An 18,257-nucleotide genomic window follows, 5' to 3' on the forward strand; every position below is an offset into this window, starting at 1 on the left:
GATCGGCGTCGACCCCGTGCAGTTGGAGAAAACCGTCGCAGCTTTCAATATCGGGGCCGTGGCCGGTGAAGACCCCGAGTTCGGTCGCGGTACAACACCGTTCAACCGAGGTTCCGGAGATGCTTCCAATCCGTGGCCGAACCCGTCGCTCGCGCCCTTGCAGAAGGGTCCGTACTACGCGGTGAAAGTCGTGCCAGGGAGTTTCGGCACCTTCGCCGGACTGGTCACGGACTCGTCGTCGCAGGTTCTCGATGACAACGACCGCCCCATCGAGGGGTTGCTCGCCGTCGGCGTCGATCAGGCGAGCGTGATGGGCGGGCACTACCCGTCCGGGGGCATCAACCTCGGACCGGCCATGACATTCGGTTACCTGGCCGGCCGGGAACTGGCCGGAGCCAAGACAGTTGGAGCGCACGCATGACACTCTCACTCGGACTGGCAGCCCTCACAGTGCTCGACACCGCACCGATGCAGCACGTCGCCTTGGCTGAAAAGCACGGCTTCGACACCATCGGTATCCGTCTGATGCCCGCGGCACCAGGTACGACGGCCTACCCTCTGCACGAGGACAAGCAGTCGTTGGACGAACTGGTGCGTCGACTGGGCGATTCACCGGTCGAGGTATTCGACCTCGAAATCATCCGTCTTGCAGCCGACTTCGACCCCACCGACTACGTTCCGCTGCTCGAAGCCGGAGCACAGCTCGGAGCCAAAGCCGTTCTGGTGGGCGGCGACGACCGCGACCGCGCTCGGCTCACGGACTCCTATGCCCGCCTCGCTGAACTGTGCGCGAACTACGGCATCGTCGCTTCGCTCGAATTCATGCCGTGGACTGCGGTGCCCGATGCGCGTGCGGCCATCGAGATCGTCTCGGCGGCAGACGGTCCGGCTCGTAGTGTCCTCGTCGACGCATTGCACACCGACCGCTCGGCGACAACGCTCGAGGATCTTGCGTCCATCCCGCGCGAGTGGTTGCACTACGCCCAGATGTGCGACGGTTCGACCCCCGCTCCCACTGGGGACGCAGAGCTGATCCGTCAGGCCCGCGAGGAGCGTCTGGTGCCCGGCACCGGCGGCATAGCCCTGGCCGACATCTGGTCGACTTTGCCTGCCGGACTGCCGGTCAGCATCGAATTGCCCAACGAGCCGCTGCGTCAGGCCGTCGGCACGGATGCCTGGCTGGAACGCCTGGTCGAGGCCACGCGAGAAGTGTTGGCCTAGCGGCCCTGTGCGCCTTTTTGGTAGTTGGCGCTACCAAAAAGGCGCACGGGGGCGTCAGCCCCTCCGAGCCGCAACGGCCTGCGCCAGACGGTCCAACTGCGCTGCGGTGGTGGACCAGTCGATGCACGCGTCGGTGATCGACTGGCCGTAGGTGAGCTCGTCCGCCTTGCCCAAGGTCAGGTCCTGACGGCCGGCCTCGATGAAACTCTCCAACATGACGCCGGCGATTCCCTGCTCGCCCTCGGTCAGACGTCGGGCAATGTCGTCGAGCACGATGACCTGACGCTCATGGTCCTTGCTGCTGTTACCGTGGCTCGCGTCGATGACCACGCGCTCGGGCAGGTTCGACTTACGCAGGCGGGCAAGGGTGTCCGCGACTGTCTCGGCATCGTAGTTCGGTCCGTCGCTACCACCACGAAGAATGACATGGCAGTCGGGGTTGCCCGCGGTACGGATCAAGGCAGCCTGGCCGTCGAGGTCCGTTCCGGGGAACACGTGGCTCGCTGCCGCGGCGCGGGTGCCGTCGACGGCTACCTGTACGTCGCCTTCGGTGGAGTTCTTGATACCGACGGGCATGGACAGCGCGCTGCACAGCTGACGGTGAACCTGACTGGCGGCGGTCCGGGCGCCGATCGCACCGTAGCTGACCAGGTCGGCAATGTACTGAGGCATGATCGGATCAAGGAACTCGCAGCCGACAGGCAGGCCCAGGCTCGACACGTCGAGAAGCAACTTGCGGCCGATACCGAGCCCGGTGTTGATGTCGAACGTGCCGTCGAGGTGGGGGTCGTTGAGCAGGCCCTTCCACCCGAGTGTGGTGCGCGGCTTTTCGAAGTAGACGCGCATGACGATGTGCAGATCGTCCCGCAGTTCTTCGGCCTTGGCGGCCAACCGGCGGGCGTAGTCCATCGCCGCTTCCGGATCGTGCACAGAGCACGGACCGACTACGACGATCAAACGATCGTCGTCACCGTTGAGGATGTTGATGGTGTCGGCCCGACCGGTGCGCACAGTGGCGGCCGCGACTTCGTCCGGAGCGTGCTGAGCACGAACAGTCGCCGGTGACACGAGAGGACTGATACTCACAGTGCGCTGATCGTCGAGGCTGTCCGAAGCTGCGGTGGTGTCGATGGTGACAGTCATGGGGTTTTCGGTTTCCTGTTCTCAGGCCGACCCCAGAGATGAAGAGAAACTCCAGCGAGCCGGTCTGTAGTCCGGCTCTTGGGTGGAGGTTGTCAGCGCGTGGTTACGCCGGCAGGCCCACCCGGGGCCGGCCTGCTAAACCAGAAATAGACGCGCTGCATGTCGGCCACGATACCTCGAGTTCGGATCAGATGGGCGCGCCCCTCCACAACGAGCCGAATCCGAGGGGAGAGTCCCGTGGCACGAGCCCGTGACGAATGGCCAAATCCGCTGAGCGATTGACGCTTTCGAGCAAGGCTGCGGCTACGGAATTCGAATACGTTGGTCAGGCACCTGCCAATGCCCGGAACATCAGATGGAGCTACGCCTTCTCATGCCTGTGATCGAATCGACCGAAACCTTCCACCCGACGATGTCCCCTTTTGCGACCGATACCCCCTTGCAGTCGACAAGAGATGTGGACGGCGAGTTCACCCGTCTGATCGATTCCTTGACACGACGCGGATTCCTGGCCGGTGCGGCGGCGCTCGGTGCACTAGGCGCACTCTCTGCATGTTCGGGCGAATCCAGCGGCACCGAAGCCTCCGACGAGTGGGTCGACATCGTCGTCGCGGACCAGGCCTACCGCCTCCCGCGGGACCCCAAGCGCGTCGTGGTGCTCGAAGCTCGAGGCGCCCTCGATTTTGCACTACTTGCCGAGTACCCGATCGTCGCGACCAATTGGGATCCGAAGTCTCAACTCATGCGCCAGGTACCCGCCGGCGCGGCTCGCCTCGGTGGGACGAACAACGAACCGAATGCCGAATCGATACTGAGCCACGACCCCGATCTTTTGGTCGTCGGGAAAGGCTGGTGGAATTACTACCAGGACAAGGGCCTGCTCGGCACTGACATCGCACCGGTGCTCGTCGTCGACGAGGGCACGACGGGCTCGTCGTGGAAGCAGGCCATGACCGCGCAGCTCACGGCTCTCGATCGCCGCGAAGTCGCCGAACGCGTCATCGCCCGATACAACGCCGAACTTGCACAAGCGCGGGCCAAGATCGGTGGTCTCCTCGAAGGCAAGGCGATTGCGATCGCCGGCGCAGACAGCGGTCAGATCTGGCTGCAGAACAACACGTTCGCCGTCTCGGTTGCGCAGGACCTCGGCTTGAACGTCTTGACCGACGCTGCCCATGCCGCACCTGATCGGAAGGATTCGACTTTCTACAGCCTCGAGGAGCTTGCGATCTTCGACCAGGCCGACTTCGTCTTGCTACAGAACCCCGACGCTGTGGAAGCCGAGTCGCCCACGTGGAAACGAGTCCGCGCTGTCCAGGACGGCCATGTCGGGCATCTGCGATACGACCTCAACAACGGCCTCGCTCTGACTGCGATGGCCCTGGCCGCTGACATCGCCGAGCAGGTACAGGTCATGCGCTGACGTCTTCGGGATCGCCTTCCGAATCAGAAATCAACCGGATTCTCTGTCATACGAACAGTCGATACTGACTCACTCGGAAACGGATTATGTTGTCACCTGCCCGTGCTCTTCGCACGTCAGAGGGTGTTTCTCCGAACGCCCTGTTTCTCCGAACGCTAGGTGACCAATGACGCAGAACCCGTACTACGGCCAGCAACAACCGGTCGGCCCTCCGCCGGACAACAATCTGGTCTGGGCGATTCTCGTGACAGTGTTCTGCTGCCTCCCGCTCGGCATCGTCTCGATCGTCAAATCAAGCCAGGTCAACACTTTGTGGGCGCAAGGTCAGTTCGACGCTGCGCGAAAATCAGCTGAAGATGCCAAGAAGTTCGCCTTGTGGTCAGTCGGCGCAGGTGTTGCCGTCGCTGTTCTGTACTTCCTTTTTGTCGTCGTCCTAGCCGGATCGAGTTCCCTGTGACCGCCGACGCCGACCGGCGACACTGATCGACGGCCAAACACCGAACTGCAATGACACCGAATTGTGGTGACACCGAGAACGATGACATATCACGACTCGCCGCACTGAAGGCGCCAGCGGCAGTTGCGTTCACGGCAATTGCGCTGTGCGCCTTCATCTCCTGGAGTGACCCCACCACACCTGGTGGGGTCATTCCCGTTTGTCCGACCAAAGCGCTGTTCAACGTCAATTGTCCCGGTTGCGGTAGCACTCGGATGGTGTACAGCCTCATCCACGGCGATTTCGGTGCAGCGATGCGTTTCAATGCCTTTGGCCTCGTGATGCTGCTTGCACTGGCGTTCACGTACGTCTCGTGGACGACCGCCCGCACCCGTGGAAGACCCGTCGTGCTCTGGCATCAGTTGCGCTGGTCACCGGCTGTGATCTTGACACTCGTGTTGATCTGGACGACGGTCCGCATAGCCCCGATCCCGATATTTGCCGGTCTCCGCGTCTAGGCCGGATCTCCTCACGCGTCCAAACGGAATACACCTCGCACCTGGCGTACGCCGTTGATCTGCACCTCGACGGCATGTTCGCCGGCGTAGTACTTCCGGGTGCTGATCGGTTTGAAGGAATGCCTCTTCGCGATACGGGCCGGCACCCCGGGTTCCAGCGTTCGTGTTGTCAGTTTGAAGACCTTGGGCGTCGTCTGCCCGTTGGCCTTCACGTGGTGGACGATGTAATCGATCACGACGGTGACGGACTCGCTGCCATTGTTCGTGACGGCGAAGTCGAAGGTGAGTTCTCCACCCGCATCAACTGTTTCGCGGTCGATGACGAACCCCTCGACCACGACGTCGGTGGGCGGCGAGAACCCCAAGAGGGACAGAGCATCGGGATCGCCGGCCTTGATCAACGTCCGCAATGCATGTTTGACGATTTTCAGTGTGTTGGCATCCGGTGTCTGCAGCCAACGCTTCGCAGTCGATACTGCGAGCGCAGCGTCAGCACGACTGAGATCGTTGAGATGGTTTGCGACCGAACGTCGTACATATTCCGAATCATCCCGATACAGCTCGTCGAGAATGACGATTGTCGACTCGGGACGCGCCGTCAATTCTTTCACTCGTCTTCCCCAGGGCAAACGAGTACGAGTGCCTTCGGTCGCCAAGCGCCGGACGTGTTCGTCTTCATGGCCGGTCCAGGTGAGTGCGATCGCCAGCGAACGGTCAAGGTTCGTTTCGAGAAATGTGCGAATTGCGAATTCGGCCGTCAGACGCGACGTCAACTCGGCAAGCAGAGCCATTCCCTCGTCGAAATCCGACTCGGAGCCACTTCGTGTCGCCGTGACGGCGACGGCTTCGGTCACCGGCCAGATCATCCAACCGGTGAAGGTCTCTTCTGAAAGCGCACGGCGGATGATCTCGGCGAAGGCCGGAAGATCCTGAGGCAGTTCGGCAGTCATCGCGTCCCGCACAACGCGCGTACGCTCGCCGAGACTCATACCGTCGAATTCGGATGTACTACCCCGAACGAGGGCGAGGCGTGTGTGACCGGAGGCTCGCTCGAGGCAGCCTGCCAGATCGGCGACGACGGATTTCCCGAGCAGTTCGTCAGCGGTGGGCATCAGGGGCACACCGTGAGAGCGGAAATCCGATCACCGTCGAGAGTGAAATGGTGATGTAACTGGACGGGGCTTCCGGGAAAATCACCCTCGACCTTCACCGACACGACAACGGCCGAGCCTGGGGTGTTGACCGACTCGATCTTCTGGGTGAAGGTGAACGCCGTCGACACGGCGGACTTCCACGCCACGATTTCTTCGATCCCGACATACGTCCGGCCGTCGTCACGAACCACTGCGTCTTCGGTGAAAACGCCGCGGACGTCGCCGCCGTCGAAATACGCGCGCGCTGCGCCTGGCACCTTCGCTGAGTCGATCATTCGCGAAGAGTACTGCTGGGGTCCGACAGGTTCGGCGAACTCACTGCCCGAGCAGACGCCGCCAACTGAATCTCCATCAACAGCCTGGCCGACGGCTCGGAGAGGTCGGTATCCGTGATCTCCTCGACCCTCTTGATCCGATACCTGAGGGTGTTCGGGTGAATCCGAAGCTGCTCGGATGCACGTCGGACATCGCCCGAATGTGCGAGATAAACGGAGATGCTTTCGCGCATGTTCGACCCGTTGCGTCTGTCGTAGACGTCCAGGGCGTCGACTCTCGGATCGTGCAGTTGCTCGTCGGCCGCAATGGTGTCCATGATTTCGCCCAGCAGCACCGGTGTGCGCGAGTCCGCGAGGGTGGTCACACGAACATCCCCCGACGTTCCGTCCAAGACCCGATCCACTTCGGCCCGAGCCTGGGCCACCTCCGCAAGCGTCGAAACCGGCGACGAGACCGCGGCCCGTAGCCCCGAAGGCGACACCTTGTCCAAACGCGCGACAACTTCGCGGGTCCACGAGACTGTGGATTTCACGGATTGGGTTCGCGGAAACAGCACATAGATCCGGGTGCCGACGGCACTCACCAGCGATTCACGCTGAAAGGCGCTGGCGTGCAGTCGCAAAGACGACACGAGTTCGCCCGAAGACGGCAGCCCACCGTTTCCGATACTCGCCACTCCGACCACCATCGCCGGTCCGGACATCGGGATGGTCAACGAGGCCGCGAGCGAAGGAACGTCGACACCGCCGCCGCGAACCCCGAGCAACCGCTGAATCTGTATCGCCTCGTTACTCGGCGCGTCTCGGATGCGCGAAATCAGCCGAGCAGCAACGGCCGCGGCACCGCGGAGCACGCTGTCGGCATCGCCGGCAATGGGAACCGGGCCTTCCTGCACCCAGATCGTGCCGAGAAGATCAGAGCTGAAACCGCTCTCCCCCTTGACATTGTCGGATATTCTCCGAATCGGAACCACCAACCGTCGCCTGATCGCAAGGTCTTCGTGAGCGGGCACCTCCACTACGTCGTCGCTTCGCCGCAGGCTCTCGAAGACGCCCCACTCCTGTAGCTTTCTGAGGTATTCGCGAGGTCCTTCGCGGCCGAGGATTGATTGCCGACGTAGCTCGTCCGCAGCATCTCCCGATGCCGAATAGGCCAAGACGTGGGAATGCTCGTCCTCGATGCTGACCATCCCCCGCGTGATTGCGGCGACGTTCTGCGCCAGCTCGAACAAGTCTGTGTCACTACCGAATACGATGTCGTCCGAATCCTGTCGGGACACCGAATGATCGAGCACGCCCCGGATGGTCGTGAACAATCGATCCCAACGAGCATCCGGATGGACCGCTATCAAGGCGATTCCGGCGCGCTGTGCCGCCGCACGCACCGACGTGTCCGAGGCCTCCTTCGACATGACGGCCCGAGGCGCTGATCCCTTCTGATCGAGGCGGTTCAGCCAGGCCGCCAATTCGGCTGCGCCGATACCGACAGCGAGCCAGACCTCAGAGGATTCGACGGCCGCGGTTCTGGGCCGCGTGAGGTCCCCGACCTCTGCGAACACCACGGAGTCGACGAAGGCGTCATCACCTGACGGCGCGAGGACGAGCTCGACAAAAGCTCCGCCCAGCGCCCGAAGGACCGCGTCGAGCCTGACCCCACGGATAGACACGTACCACCCACTCTCCGGACCGTCGCAACGCCTCAACTTCGAGAATAGTGCATTTTCCTGCGAAAACGGTTCAGCCGATCGGACAAACACGGACACCGATGTTTGGCCGCTCAGCGGATTACTCGCCGACGTCTTTCGACTTGACTGGTTCACGACACGACAACTGCCCACTCCTGAGTCTGCCGAAGGATCGTCATGGACGCCGTTACCAATGTCCCCCACCCAGCCAACGAACCGGTGAACAATTACGCGCCGGGAAGCCCGGAACGATCGCGCCTCCGTACGAAACTGACCGAACTGGCCGAATCGCCGACCGACATCAGGCAGGTCATCGGCGGCATCCACCGAACTGCGGAAGGTAAGCGACAGAACGTAGTTCAACCACACCGTCACAGCTCGGTCATCGGATCGTTTGCGGGCGCAACGCACTCGGATGTTCGTGATGCCATCGACGCCGCTACACTCGCCGCCCCGGCCTGGCGCGACCTCTCGTTCGACGACCGCGCTGCGGTCTTCCTCCGCGCCGCCGATCTACTTTCCGGCCCGTGGCGCGAAACCATCGCCGCCGCAACAATGCTCGGCCAGTCGAAGACCGCATACCAGGCCGAGATCGACGCGCCCTGCGAACTGATCGACTTCTGGCGTTTCAACGTCGCGTTCGCACGTCAGATACTCGCCGACCAACCCGTTTCCGCTCCGGGAGTGTGGAATCGCGTCGAATATCGTCCACTCGAAGGTTTCGTCTACGCGATCACTCCCTTCAATTTCACCGCCATCGCCGGAAATCTCCCCACAGCACCGGCCCTGATGGGCAACACCGTGATCTGGAAGCCGTCACCCACGCAGGCCGTCGCGGCGTACCTGACGATGCAACTACTCGAAGCTGCCGGTCTCCCGCCCGGGGTGATCAATCTTGTTCTCGGCGACGGCCCCTTGGTGTCCGAGGTCGCGCTTGCCGACCCCCGACTGGCGGGTATCCACTTCACCGGATCCACCGCAACGTTCCAGCGTTTGTGGCGTGAGGTCGGAGCCAACATCTCGAACTACCGGACGTATCCGCGTCTCGTCGGCGAAACCGGCGGCAAGGATTTTGTACTCGCACACAGTTCCGCTGACCCGGACGTACTCACGACGGCATTGATTCGCGGGGCCTTCGACTACCAGGGCCAGAAATGTTCGGCCGCATCACGGGCGTTCATCCCGAAGTCGGTGTGGGCCAAGATGGGCGACACGTTCATCGACACTGTGTCGTCGCTGAAGTACGGAGACGTCACCGACCTGACGAACTTCGGCGGCGCCGTCATCGACCAACGTTCGTTCGACCGAAACGCCGCCGCGATCGTCCGCGCCAAGTCGACCAGCAGCCTCACCATCGCAGCAGGCGGCGACTACGACGACCGTGAAGGATTCTTCATCTCACCGACGGTCCTACTCGGTGACGACCCGAGCGACGAAGCCTTCAGCACCGAGTACTTCGGTCCCATCCTTTCGCTTCACGTCTACGACGACGCCGCACCGAATGCCTACGCCGACATCCTCGCGCGCGTCGACAGCGGATCCGCTTACGCCCTGACCGGCGCCGTGATCGCCACCGACCGTGCGGCCGTCGATCAAGCTCATCATGGTCTGCGGTTCGCCGCCGGAAACTTCTACGTCAACGACAAGCCGACGGGAGCGGTTGTCGGACAACAACCCTTCGGAGGTGCGCGGGCTTCCGGTACCAACGACAAGGCCGGTTCGCCGCAGAATCTGCTCCGTTGGGCGTCGACACGCACCGTCAAGGAAACCTTCGTTCCTCCCACCGATCATCGTTACCCCCACCAGGACGTCGATCCAGCCGAGAGCGAGAACCGTTGATGAGTGCCGTCTCGCTGAGCAACCCACTGCGCCCGGTGCTCCTCGCGGCGGCACGCTCGTCGCGACTGGAGAAGACAGTCTCCGGGATGACCTTGACCCGCAAGCTTGTAGACAGGTTCGTCGCCGGGGACGCGGAACCCGCAGCGATGTCAGCGGTGCGCGACATCCTCACCAGTGGCCGGTTCGTGACGGTCGACTACCTCGGCGAGGACACTACCGATCCGGCTCAGGCAACAGCTACCGTCGACGCCTATCTCTCCCTTCTCCGCTCGTACGCAACGCTTTCCGAGATTGCCGGGACGCAACACTCCCTGGAGGTTTCGCTCAAGCTCTCCGCGTTGGGGCAGTCACTTCCCGGTGACGGCGAGAAGATCGCCCTGGCGAACGCTCACCGAATCGTCACAGCGGCAGACGAAGTGGGCGCGTGGGTCACCGTCGACGCGGAGGATCACACCACCACCGACTCGACACTGTCCATCGTCGAAGAGTTGCGCCGCGACTTCCCGACGCTCGGTACGGTCCTGCAGGCGTATCTACACCGCACCGAGGCCGACTGCCGGCACTTCTCCGGATCAGGTTCACGAATTCGGCTGTGCAAGGGTGCATACAAGGAACCGGCCGGCGTCGCGTTCCAAAAGGCCGCCGAAGTCGACGCGTCGTACGTGCGTTGCCTGAAGGTCTTGATGGAAGGTGACGGATACCCGATGGTGGCCTCCCACGATCCCACCATGATCGACGCCGCCCTCGGACTCGCCACACTGACCGAGCGGACAGCCGCGGATTTCGAGTTCCAGATGCTCTTCGGCATCCGCGACGGCGAACAACGCAGATTGGTAGCCGAAGGCAATCACCTGCGGGTCTACGTTCCCTACGGCAGCCAGTGGTACGGCTACTTCATGCGTCGCCTCGCGGAAAGACCGGCCAACCTCATGTTCTTCATGCGCTCACTCGCTTCCAACAACTAGACACCGGAAACCGTTGGCAGCGGTGGCAACTCGAGGTTTTCGCGAAAGGTACCGCCGACGTAGTCGGATCCCACGATTCCGCGCTTGCGCAGCTCCGGCAGCAGCCCGTTCGTGACGAAATCGCGTGTACGCGGATCGGCAAGGTCACCGAGCGTGATGACGTCGAGTACGCCCGCGTCGTATCGTTCCTCGATCGCGTCCGCGAGCTGTTCCGGGGTGCCCGCCGCTGCCCAGTGGCCGGTGTCCTTGGACGCGATGATCAACTCACGCAGAGTCTTTCCTTGTGATGCGAGCTTGCCGAAGATCTCGACCCGGCCCCGTCGTCGATTCACCGACGACGGGTCCGGCAACAACGACTCCGGGATCGGCCGATCCAGCGGCAATTCCGAGAAATCCACGCCGCCGCCGAACATGTCGGCAAGCCTGGTGCGTCCGGCGTCGAAGTCCGTCGATTCCTCGGCTTCTCTGACCAATCGTTCGACTTCGGCTTCGGTAGCGCCGTACGTTGCGTGGAACGAGCTGAAAATCAGTGGCAGTTCGTCCCCACGCCCCAACTCTGCCGCCCTGGCGCGGATCGTCTTCGTGTAGGTGACCGCGTCCTCGAAGGTTGCGAGAGAAGTGAATACGACCTCCGCGAAGCGAGCACCCAGTTCGATACCTCCGGCAGATTGGCCTGCCTGGAATTGGACCGGACGACGCTGCGGCAGGGATGGAATGTTCAACGGCCCCTGCACGGTGAAGTACTTGCCTCGGTGCTCGATGGGGACCACCCTCGACGGATCTAGCACCGCAGAGCCCTCTCCCCGGATCAAGGCGCCGGGCTTCCAGCTGTCGAAGAGCGCGTTGACCACCTCGAGCGATTCGGCCGCTCGGGCGTACCGCTCCTCCGGACTCGGTAGGTCCAGGTCGCTGTAGTTCTCTTCTCCGAGTGAGGAAGTGACGGCATTCCATGCGGCTCGACCATTGCTGACGTGGTCCAGGGTGCCGAACAACCGTGCCAGGTTGAATGGGTGATGAAACGTCGTCGTGACGGTGGCGATGAGCCCCACATGGGTGGTGACCGCACTCAGCGCGGCAAGGAAGATCAACGGCTCCTGCGCACCGATCGCGCCCTGCGCACCGAAACTCAGCAGGTCGGCGGCAAACAGTCCGTCGATCTTGTTCGCCTCGGCCGTCTTTGCGACGTCGATCGCGGACGCGACCGTCGAAGTCGTCGGATCGATCGCGGCGTCGTAGATACTCACCGCCCCGCTGACACCGGTCACCGTCTTGAGTGGACGCCTACGATCGGCCACCGACCATCCTCCTGGCTTCGCGAAATCTGTTCCGAATTCACAACGCTAGACCGATCCTGGCTCCCGACAAGGTATTCACTCAGCCTGGTTCTATCCCTCCGAACGCCGCTTGGTCACGCCCCGGATTTACGGGCACGATAGGCGGCGACGTGCGCCCTGTTCCCACAGTTCCCGGTGTCGCAGTATCGCTTCGACCGATTGCGCGACAAATCCACGAAGACCGCTTCGCAGTCCGGGGCCTCGCACCATCGCAACCTCGAGAATTCGTCGGTTCGGATCAGATCGAGCACACCCATCGCCGCTTCTGCGGCCATCCAGTCCACCAGAGGCGAATCGTCAGCGGTGACGTGCAGGTGCCAGCCGAGGTCGTCGTGCCTGGTGAGCCGCGGCCTCGCGCCCGATTCGAGTAGCAGTGTGTTCACCACCTCGACGGCGTCGTCCACTCCCGCGGCTTCCCAGAACTTTCGCAGTCGTGGACGCAGCGCACGAACCGCCGTCAATTCCTCCGGTGTGCCGTCCCGCCTGCCGGTCCAGCGATCCGCGTCGAGAAACCGTGTCAGCTCCTCTTGATCCGGAAGCAGTTCGGCCCCGCCGCGGGCCGTGTTGACCAACGACGCGGCGAAGACGAGCGCCGATTCCGTGTCACCAGCAAAATGCACTTTGACTCCTGAGCCGTATCAACCTAATGTCAGCATCGTAATCGCTTTTACTCCTGACGGGTGACGACGTGAACTCTCGCAACGGCTTGATCTTCGCTCTGCTGTCCGCGGCAACGTTCGGCGTATCGGGCCCGTTCGCGAAATCTCTCATCGAATCAGGGTGGTCCCCCGGCGGCGCAGTGTTCGCGCGCGTTGCCGGCGGCGCACTGGTGATGATGGTGATCGCCGTAGCCACCCAATGGCCTCGCCTACGACAGGTGAGCACCCACACGCGAACGGTACTGCTGTACGGGGTGTTCGCGATCTCGGGCGTTCAACTGTGCTTCTTCAATGCCGTGCAACATCTTTCGGTCGGCGTCGCATTGCTTCTCGAGTACCTTGCACCGATCATCGTCATCGGGTGGGTGTGGATAACCAAGGGCGCGCGTCCGAGCGTGCAGACGCTTCTCGGTGCGGCGGTGGCCTTGATCGGCGCCGCCGTGGTGATCGACGTCTTCGGATCGGCAGAGATCAGTGCCGTCGGAGTCGCCTGGGGACTGGCCGCCGCGGCATGCCTTGCAGTCTATTTCGTCATTTCCGAACGTGCGGACGGTGATCTCCATCCTGTTGTGCTCGCGGCATCGGGGCTCACGGTCAGTGCAGTGGTCATCGGCGCGCTCGGACTCGTAGGCGTCCTCCCCCTCCATTTCTCGGCCTCGAACGCCGTCGTGGCAGACCATTCGGTGAACGTGTGGCTGCCGGTGGTGGTCCTGGTCCTGGTCAGCACTGTCATTGCCTATCTCACCGGCATCGCCGCGATCACACTGCTGGGGCCGACAATCGGGTCTCTGGTAGCGCTGACCGAAGTGCTGTGCGCGGTCGTCGCCGCGTGGATCCTGGTCGGGGAATCCGTCACCGCACTCCAAGCTGTAGGTGGCGCAGCAATCATCGCGGGGTTGGTCCTCGCGCGCCTCGGTCAGGTTGCACCGAAACAGATACCGGCCGACCCGATGACAAATGTCATGGCAGAAGAATGACGGACGGACGAGGGATCACGACCTCGAAGCGAGCAGATTCTATGTATGACCTCAACACAGGCACGGCATTCACCACAGGCACTGCATACACTCACTGAAGGATCGGCACACGACGCCGTCCGGTTGACCGGACTTCGCAAGAGTTTCGGAACCGTCGACGCCGTCAAAGGTATCGACCTGAGCATCCGCCCCGGCGAGATCGTCGCGTTCCTCGGCCCGAACGGCGCAGGCAAGACGACAACCATCGACATGATCCTCGGCCTGTCCCGGCCGACGTCAGGCGAGGTGAGCGTCTTCGGAATGTCACCTCGATCGGCGATTGCCCGCGGACTCGTCTCGGCAGTCATGCAGACCGGCGGACTACTGAAAGAGCTGACGGTTGCCGAGACTGTGCAGCTGACCGCCAGCCTGTACTCCCAATCCCGTCCGGTCGACGAAGTGCTGGGGAGAGCCGGAATCCTCGACATCTCCGATCGCCTGGTCAGCAAATGCTCAGGCGGACAACAACAGCGATTGCGATTTGCGATGGCGTTGCTGTCGAACCCGCAATTGCTCATTCTCGACGAGCCCACCACCGGCATGGACGTCGAAGGGCGTCGGGACTTTTGGTCCGCCATCCGCGCCGACGCAGATCACGGTCGCACTGTGCTTTTTGCGACGCACTACCTCGAAGAGGCCGATGTCTACGCCGACCGCATCATCCTGGTCAGGCAAGGCACCGTGGTCGCAGACGGGACCACCGCCGAGGTCAAGGCGATGGCGTCCGGGCGCACCCTGCGCGCGACTGTTCCAGGCATCACCGACGAACTCCTGCGAGCCATACCGAACTCCGACGCCGTCGAGGTGCGCGGTGAGTCGCTGCTCGTGCACTCGGGCGACACCGATGCCGTTGCACGGTTCCTGTTGACCAATACGCAGGCTCGCGATCTCGAAATCGTCTCGCGTGGCCTCGAAGACGCATTCATCGCACTCACGTCGAACAACTCCGAAGGACAGAAGTGATGACCACTGCAACCGATGCGAACACTTACGGAGCCGAGCGAACCGTCGTACCTCTCGGCGGATTCAACACGACGCTACTGCGACTGGAATTTCGTCGCCTGACTCGCAACCGGCGCACGATGATCTTCACGCTCGTCATGCCGGTTGTCTTCTTCCTCGTCTTCGGTCTCGGTCAAGGCGACGACGACCACGGGATCGGGCACGGCAATGTCGCCGCGTACATCATGATCAGCATGGCTCTCTACGGCGCGATGCTGGCCACCACCAGCGGCGGCGCGATGGTCTCGATCGAACGAGCGTCCGGGTGGAGCCGACAACTTCGGCTGACTCCCCTGACCCCGGTCGCCTACATCGCCGTCAAACTGATCATGGCGATGCTGCTCGGTCTCGTCTCGATTCTCGTGGTCTACGTCGTCGGCGCGTTCACCTCGGCGCAGATGGACGGATCACTCTGGTTCACAACGGCATTGATCGCCTGGCTGGGATCGTCGATCTTCGCGGCCTTCGGCCTGTTCATGGGGTACCTACTCCCCAGTGAGAACGTCATGCAGTTGCTCGGACCGGGACTGGCTCTGCTCGCATTCGGCGGCGGACTCTTCGTACCACTCACCGACGGTTCCGTATGGGCGACCATCGCACAGTTCACCCCGATGTTCGGCATCAACGCCCTCGCCCACGCACCGTTGACGGGCAATAGCATTCACTGGACCTGGATCGTCAATATCCTGGTGTGGTTCGCCATCTTCGCCGGCGGAGCGATCTGGCGGTTCCAACGAGATACGGAGCGTGTGTAGTTGTCGCAAACGACTGACCGAGAAGATTCCGTCGCGCTCCCGCGGCGGAATCGTTTCGGCGTTCTCTTCGCGGCGGTCTGGATGGTATTTCTCGGCGGGCCGCTGATCGAGGGATGGAATCTGCGCGACGAACTGCGCGGCTGGACAGGGATTCTCGCGACGATCGCCTTCAGTGCCCTCTACCTCTACACCTTCGCCACAACGCAGCAGCGGCGTCGAATGACGATGACTCGGCCGACGATTCGCGAAGCTGCACTGGCTCTGTCCGCCTTGACCGCGTTGGCCGCTGTGATGATCGTGAGCGTCGGGCCGACAGGTTTGGCAGCAGCACCGTACCTCGCGGTGACAGCGGTGACGCTGTTGCCGACCGTCGCCGGCGGCATTCTCGCCTTGGTGTTCGCGGCCTCCGTGGAGATAGTCAGCCTCTCGTCCGGATGGGGAAACTACTCCGGACTCTCACTCGGAGTCTGCGCGGCCGCGTTCGCGACCTGGGGAATCATGTCCCTGATCAGCCGCAACTTCGCCATACTCCATGAACGCGAAGAGCAGGAGCAGCGGGCAATCATGGAGGAGCGAACGAGGATGGCGCGCGATCTGCACGACATCCTCGGGCACTCGCTGACCGTCATCACGATCAAAGCCGAACTGGCCAATCGCCTACTCGATGTCGATATCGAACGTGCGCGCAACGAACTCGACGACCTCGAAAGACTTTCGCGTGACGCGTTGGCAGACGTGCGCTCGGCCGTCGAAGGATTTCGTGGGATTTCTCTTCCCGTCGAGATAGCCCGAGCGCGAGAGGCATTGCGTGCGGCTGGTATCGAGGACGAGGTGCCGAGCAGTACCGACATGGTTCCCACGCGTCTTCGGGAACTCTTTGCATGGACGATCCGTGAGGGCGTCACCAACGTCGTTCGACACAGCGGTGCGACCCACTGCCGGATCACGGTCGACGAAAATAGTGCGTCGGTCGTCGACGACGGACGAGGGGCCGAGTCGACGTCTTCCGGAAACGGTCTGATCGGATTGCGCGAGCGCGCCGGAGCGTCGGGCGCACGAGTGATCATCACTCATCCCCAGCCGCAGGGGTTTGCACTTCAGGTAGTCGAACAGGAGACAGAGTGAACAGCCAGGGCGATCGAGCAACCATACGGCTGCTCTTGGCGGACGATCAGGCGCTCGTGCGAGGAGCTTTGGCCGCGCTGCTCGATCTGGAATCCGACCTGTCCGTGGTGGCCGAGGTCGGTCGCGGCGACGAGGTGGTGTCCGCCGTTCTCGAACACCGCCCGGACGTCGCGCTTCTGGACGTCGAGATGCCCGGCATGGACGGAATCGCCGCGACGGCGGCCCTTCGCGAGGCAGCACCCGACACCCGAGTCCTGATCGTCACCACGTTCGGACGTCCCGGATTTCTTCGCAAAGCCCTGCACGCCGGGGCCGGCGGGTTCGTCGTCAAGGACACCCCCGCCAGGCAGCTGGCCGACGCAGTCAGGCGTGTCCACGCCGGACTGCGCGTCGTCGATCCCACCCTTGCGGCCGACAGCCTCGTCAGCGGCGAGTCGCCTCTGACGGAGCGTGAGACCCAAGTACTGCGCGCCGCTCACGACGGCGCACCCGTGGCAGCCATCGCAGGGGCGCTCTTTTTGTCCGCAGGGACGGTTCGAAATCATCTGTCATCCGCGATGGGTAAGACGGGTGCGTCGACGCGCGCGGAAGCCGTCAGAATCGCCGAGTCGAACGGCTGGCTCTGATCCGCGCGTCTGGAATCGCCTTCCCCGGCAAATAGTTCGCCGTTCGATTCGTGATGGCAATTTGTCCAGATCACTCAAAGTAGGGACCTTCTACCCTAGGGATTTTCCCTGCAAACGACTGCTTCGCGAGAATCCGAAACAGCTAATCGTTCGATACCTGGCTATGATGCAGTTAATTGAATCGACGGAGCCTGTGCGTAGCGGGGGAAGGGACGTCTCATGTCGAACCAGTTCAACGAACGCTTGAACTCGCTGTTCGAGACTGCCGACTTTCACGTCACCAACGCGATGGTCGTTCGCGGCATGACCGAGTTCGGCTGCCGTATCTCCACGCCGTACCTGTCGCAACTGCGCACCGGCGTCCGAACCAATCCGTCACCCGAAGTGGTTGCCGCCCTCGCCCACTTCTTCAACGTCCATCCGGACTACTTCTACGCCCCGTCCGATCACACTCCGCCCGCGATCTCAGGTGGCGAGGCAGACCTCTCCCTCCTCGAACAGCTGCACAACGTGCGCCTGCGGAACCTCACCTCCCGTGTCGTCGACCTCTCACCGTCTTCACAGGATCTGCTTGTCGAAATGGCGGAGAATCTACGTTCCTCCGAAAATCTTCCGCGCGTACCACCGGACTCGAATTCCTACATGTCACGCGCATAGCGCCCTTCGCCGACTCTCCTTGACTGCTCAGGGAGGGTTGGCCTTATGCTGGTCGATGCAGCTGGTTCGCCCGGCACGGTCATGAGGAGCCCCGAAGACCGGTCCCGGCGTCGAAGCTCCGTCAGCGCAAGCTGTCGGGGTGAGAGGGAACCCGGTGAAAATCCGGGACTGTCCCGCAGCGGTAAGCAGGAACGACCGCCGTTCATGTGCACTGGGCATCCGCCTGGGAAGCGACGGCCAGTAGGTTCGATCCAACTCGATCGAGTGCCCGCGAGTCCGAAGACCTGCCGACTGTGTCGGGCACGCCGTGCCCGACGGTCCACCGCCTCGTGGAATGGGCGTGTAGATCTCCATCGGACCTCGTGTGCGGTGCGGGCAGTGCTGCCCGCTGAAACTCGGGGTCTCGTGAGGTATACCCGTCTGC

General features: G+C 62.6%; 19 protein-coding genes and 1 riboswitch. Of the genes, 13 read left to right on the plus strand and 6 right to left on the minus strand.

Annotated features, from left to right (window positions below; all coding sequences use genetic code 11):
- The coding region (locus ACYP01_RS02355; RefSeq protein WP_459678498.1) for an FAD-binding protein at positions 1 to 421 on the plus strand (421 nt) is incomplete at its 5' end.
- Positions 418 to 1,221 carry a sugar phosphate isomerase/epimerase family protein gene (locus ACYP01_RS02360; protein WP_042921750.1) on the plus strand — a complete coding sequence of 268 codons (804 nt, stop codon included), beginning with the start codon at positions 418 to 420 and terminating at the stop codon, positions 1,219 to 1,221. The genes ACYP01_RS02355 and ACYP01_RS02360, both read left to right, overlap by 4 nt.
- Positions 1,222 to 1,275: 54 nt before the next feature.
- Here the strand turns inward: ACYP01_RS02360 and ACYP01_RS02365 are convergent, their stop codons facing one another.
- The gene (locus ACYP01_RS02365; RefSeq protein ID WP_003940571.1) at positions 1,276 to 2,364 is read right to left on the minus strand and encodes a 3-deoxy-7-phosphoheptulonate synthase; all 1,089 of its coding nucleotides are present in this window, start codon (positions 2,362 to 2,364) and stop codon (positions 1,276 to 1,278) included.
- A 373-nt stretch (positions 2,365 to 2,737) separates the two neighbouring features.
- Between ACYP01_RS02365 and ACYP01_RS02370 the strand changes: the two genes are divergently transcribed.
- The 3 genes from ACYP01_RS02370 (at position 2,738) to ACYP01_RS02380 (ending at position 4,741) form a co-directional block, all read left to right on the plus strand.
- Complete coding sequence (locus ACYP01_RS02370; protein WP_459678503.1) at positions 2,738 to 3,787, plus strand: ABC transporter substrate-binding protein; 1,050 nt, start codon at positions 2,738 to 2,740, stop codon at positions 3,785 to 3,787.
- A gap of 166 nt (positions 3,788 to 3,953) precedes the next feature.
- Complete coding sequence (locus ACYP01_RS02375; RefSeq protein WP_459678505.1) at positions 3,954 to 4,244, plus strand: CD225/dispanin family protein; 291 nt, start codon at positions 3,954 to 3,956, stop codon at positions 4,242 to 4,244.
- A gap of 50 nt (positions 4,245 to 4,294) precedes the next feature.
- Positions 4,295 to 4,741, plus strand: a complete 447-nt coding sequence (locus tag ACYP01_RS02380; protein ID WP_003940294.1) for a DUF2752 domain-containing protein — start codon at positions 4,295 to 4,297, stop codon at positions 4,739 to 4,741.
- Positions 4,742 to 4,752: 11 nt separating this feature from the next.
- On the opposite strand, the gene ACYP01_RS02385 is transcribed toward ACYP01_RS02380, so the two are convergent.
- Genes ACYP01_RS02385 through ACYP01_RS02395 form a run of 3 tightly spaced genes read right to left on the minus strand, consistent with a single transcriptional unit; the run spans position 4,753 to position 7,837 of the window.
- Positions 4,753 to 5,853, minus strand: coding sequence for a hypothetical protein (locus ACYP01_RS02385; protein WP_064688104.1), 1,101 nt, complete (start codon positions 5,851 to 5,853; stop codon positions 4,753 to 4,755).
- Entirely contained in the window at positions 5,853 to 6,170 is a 318-nt protein-coding gene (locus ACYP01_RS02390; RefSeq protein ID WP_007733586.1) for a nuclear transport factor 2 family protein, read from the minus strand. Before ACYP01_RS02390 ends, ACYP01_RS02385 begins: the two co-directional genes overlap by 1 nt.
- Positions 6,167 to 7,837 (minus strand): PucR family transcriptional regulator, encoded by a 1,671-nt coding sequence (locus ACYP01_RS02395; RefSeq protein WP_459678510.1) that lies wholly within the window; start codon positions 7,835 to 7,837, stop codon positions 6,167 to 6,169. The genes ACYP01_RS02390 and ACYP01_RS02395 overlap by 4 nt, the downstream gene beginning before the upstream one ends.
- A gap of 195 nt (positions 7,838 to 8,032) precedes the next feature.
- Here ACYP01_RS02395 and pruA point away from each other — a divergent pair, with 195 nt between their 5' ends.
- Positions 8,033 to 9,694, plus strand: coding sequence for an L-glutamate gamma-semialdehyde dehydrogenase (pruA, locus tag ACYP01_RS02400; protein ID WP_459678513.1), 1,662 nt, complete (start codon positions 8,033 to 8,035; stop codon positions 9,692 to 9,694).
- On the plus strand, positions 9,694 to 10,659 hold the full coding sequence (locus ACYP01_RS02405) for a proline dehydrogenase family protein (RefSeq protein ID WP_003940479.1): 966 nt from the start codon (positions 9,694 to 9,696) through the stop codon (positions 10,657 to 10,659). Before pruA ends, ACYP01_RS02405 begins: the two co-directional genes overlap by 1 nt.
- Here the strand turns inward: ACYP01_RS02405 and ACYP01_RS02410 are convergent.
- Entirely contained in the window at positions 10,656 to 11,954 is a 1,299-nt protein-coding gene (locus ACYP01_RS02410; protein WP_459678516.1) for an NtaA/DmoA family FMN-dependent monooxygenase, read from the minus strand. The genes ACYP01_RS02405 and ACYP01_RS02410 overlap by 4 nt on opposite strands.
- Before the next feature lie 113 nt (positions 11,955 to 12,067).
- Entirely contained in the window at positions 12,068 to 12,613 is a 546-nt protein-coding gene (locus tag ACYP01_RS02415; RefSeq protein WP_459678518.1) for a CGNR zinc finger domain-containing protein, read from the minus strand.
- 68 nt (positions 12,614 to 12,681) lie between these two features.
- Here ACYP01_RS02415 and ACYP01_RS02420 point away from each other — a divergent pair, with 68 nt between their 5' ends.
- The 6 genes from ACYP01_RS02420 to ACYP01_RS02445 all read left to right on the plus strand — a co-directional run bounded on the left by ACYP01_RS02420 (position 12,682) and on the right by ACYP01_RS02445 (position 17,833).
- Complete coding sequence (locus tag ACYP01_RS02420; protein WP_065455278.1) at positions 12,682 to 13,629, plus strand: EamA family transporter; 948 nt, start codon at positions 12,682 to 12,684, stop codon at positions 13,627 to 13,629.
- Positions 13,630 to 13,674: 45 nt separating this feature from the next.
- Complete coding sequence (locus tag ACYP01_RS02425) at positions 13,675 to 14,631, plus strand: ABC transporter ATP-binding protein (RefSeq protein ID WP_003940598.1); 957 nt, start codon at positions 13,675 to 13,677, stop codon at positions 14,629 to 14,631.
- The gene (locus tag ACYP01_RS02430; RefSeq protein WP_287484238.1) at positions 14,631 to 15,425 is read left to right on the plus strand and encodes an ABC transporter permease; all 795 of its coding nucleotides are present in this window, start codon (positions 14,631 to 14,633) and stop codon (positions 15,423 to 15,425) included. The genes ACYP01_RS02425 and ACYP01_RS02430 overlap by 1 nt, the downstream gene beginning before the upstream one ends.
- Positions 15,426 to 16,550: a sensor histidine kinase gene (locus ACYP01_RS02435; protein WP_054831249.1), complete on the plus strand. Its 1,125-nt coding sequence runs from the start codon at positions 15,426 to 15,428 to the stop codon at positions 16,548 to 16,550.
- Positions 16,547 to 17,176, plus strand: coding sequence for a response regulator transcription factor (locus ACYP01_RS02440; RefSeq protein ID WP_003940330.1), 630 nt, complete (start codon positions 16,547 to 16,549; stop codon positions 17,174 to 17,176). Before ACYP01_RS02435 ends, ACYP01_RS02440 begins: the two co-directional genes overlap by 4 nt.
- Positions 17,177 to 17,395: 219 nt before the next feature.
- Positions 17,396 to 17,833: a helix-turn-helix domain-containing protein gene (locus ACYP01_RS02445; RefSeq protein WP_054825530.1), complete on the plus strand. Its 438-nt coding sequence runs from the start codon at positions 17,396 to 17,398 to the stop codon at positions 17,831 to 17,833.
- Between the two features lie 81 nt (positions 17,834 to 17,914).
- Positions 17,915 to 18,139: riboswitch (cobalamin riboswitch) on the plus strand.
- The last annotated feature ends 118 nt before the right edge of the window (positions 18,140 to 18,257 follow it).

The sequence above is a fragment of the Rhodococcus sp. no. 34 genome, assembly GCF_054589475.1.

Coding starts and splice junctions, on each gene's coding strand:
- ACYP01_RS02360 (WP_042921750.1), top strand. CDS start 418: ATGACACTCTCACTCGGACTGGCAGCCCTCACAGTGCTCGACACCGCA.
- ACYP01_RS02375 (WP_459678505.1), top strand. CDS start 3,954: ATGACGCAGAACCCGTACTACGGCCAGCAACAACCGGTCGGCCCTCCG.
- ACYP01_RS02405 (WP_003940479.1), top strand. CDS start 9,694: ATGAGTGCCGTCTCGCTGAGCAACCCACTGCGCCCGGTGCTCCTCGCG.
- ACYP01_RS02390 (WP_007733586.1), bottom strand. CDS start 6,170: ATGATCGACTCAGCGAAGGTGCCAGGCGCAGCGCGCGCGTATTTCGAC.
- ACYP01_RS02425 (WP_003940598.1), top strand. CDS start 13,675: ATGACCTCAACACAGGCACGGCATTCACCACAGGCACTGCATACACTC.
- ACYP01_RS02385 (WP_064688104.1), bottom strand. CDS start 5,853: ATGCCCACCGCTGACGAACTGCTCGGGAAATCCGTCGTCGCCGATCTG.
- ACYP01_RS02370 (WP_459678503.1), top strand. CDS start 2,738: ATGCCTGTGATCGAATCGACCGAAACCTTCCACCCGACGATGTCCCCT.
- pruA (WP_459678513.1), top strand. CDS start 8,033: ATGGACGCCGTTACCAATGTCCCCCACCCAGCCAACGAACCGGTGAAC.
- ACYP01_RS02445 (WP_054825530.1), top strand. CDS start 17,396: ATGTCGAACCAGTTCAACGAACGCTTGAACTCGCTGTTCGAGACTGCC.
- ACYP01_RS02430 (WP_287484238.1), top strand. CDS start 14,631: ATGACCACTGCAACCGATGCGAACACTTACGGAGCCGAGCGAACCGTC.
- ACYP01_RS02380 (WP_003940294.1), top strand. CDS start 4,295: ATGACACCGAATTGTGGTGACACCGAGAACGATGACATATCACGACTC.
- ACYP01_RS02365 (WP_003940571.1), bottom strand. CDS start 2,364: ATGACTGTCACCATCGACACCACCGCAGCTTCGGACAGCCTCGACGAT.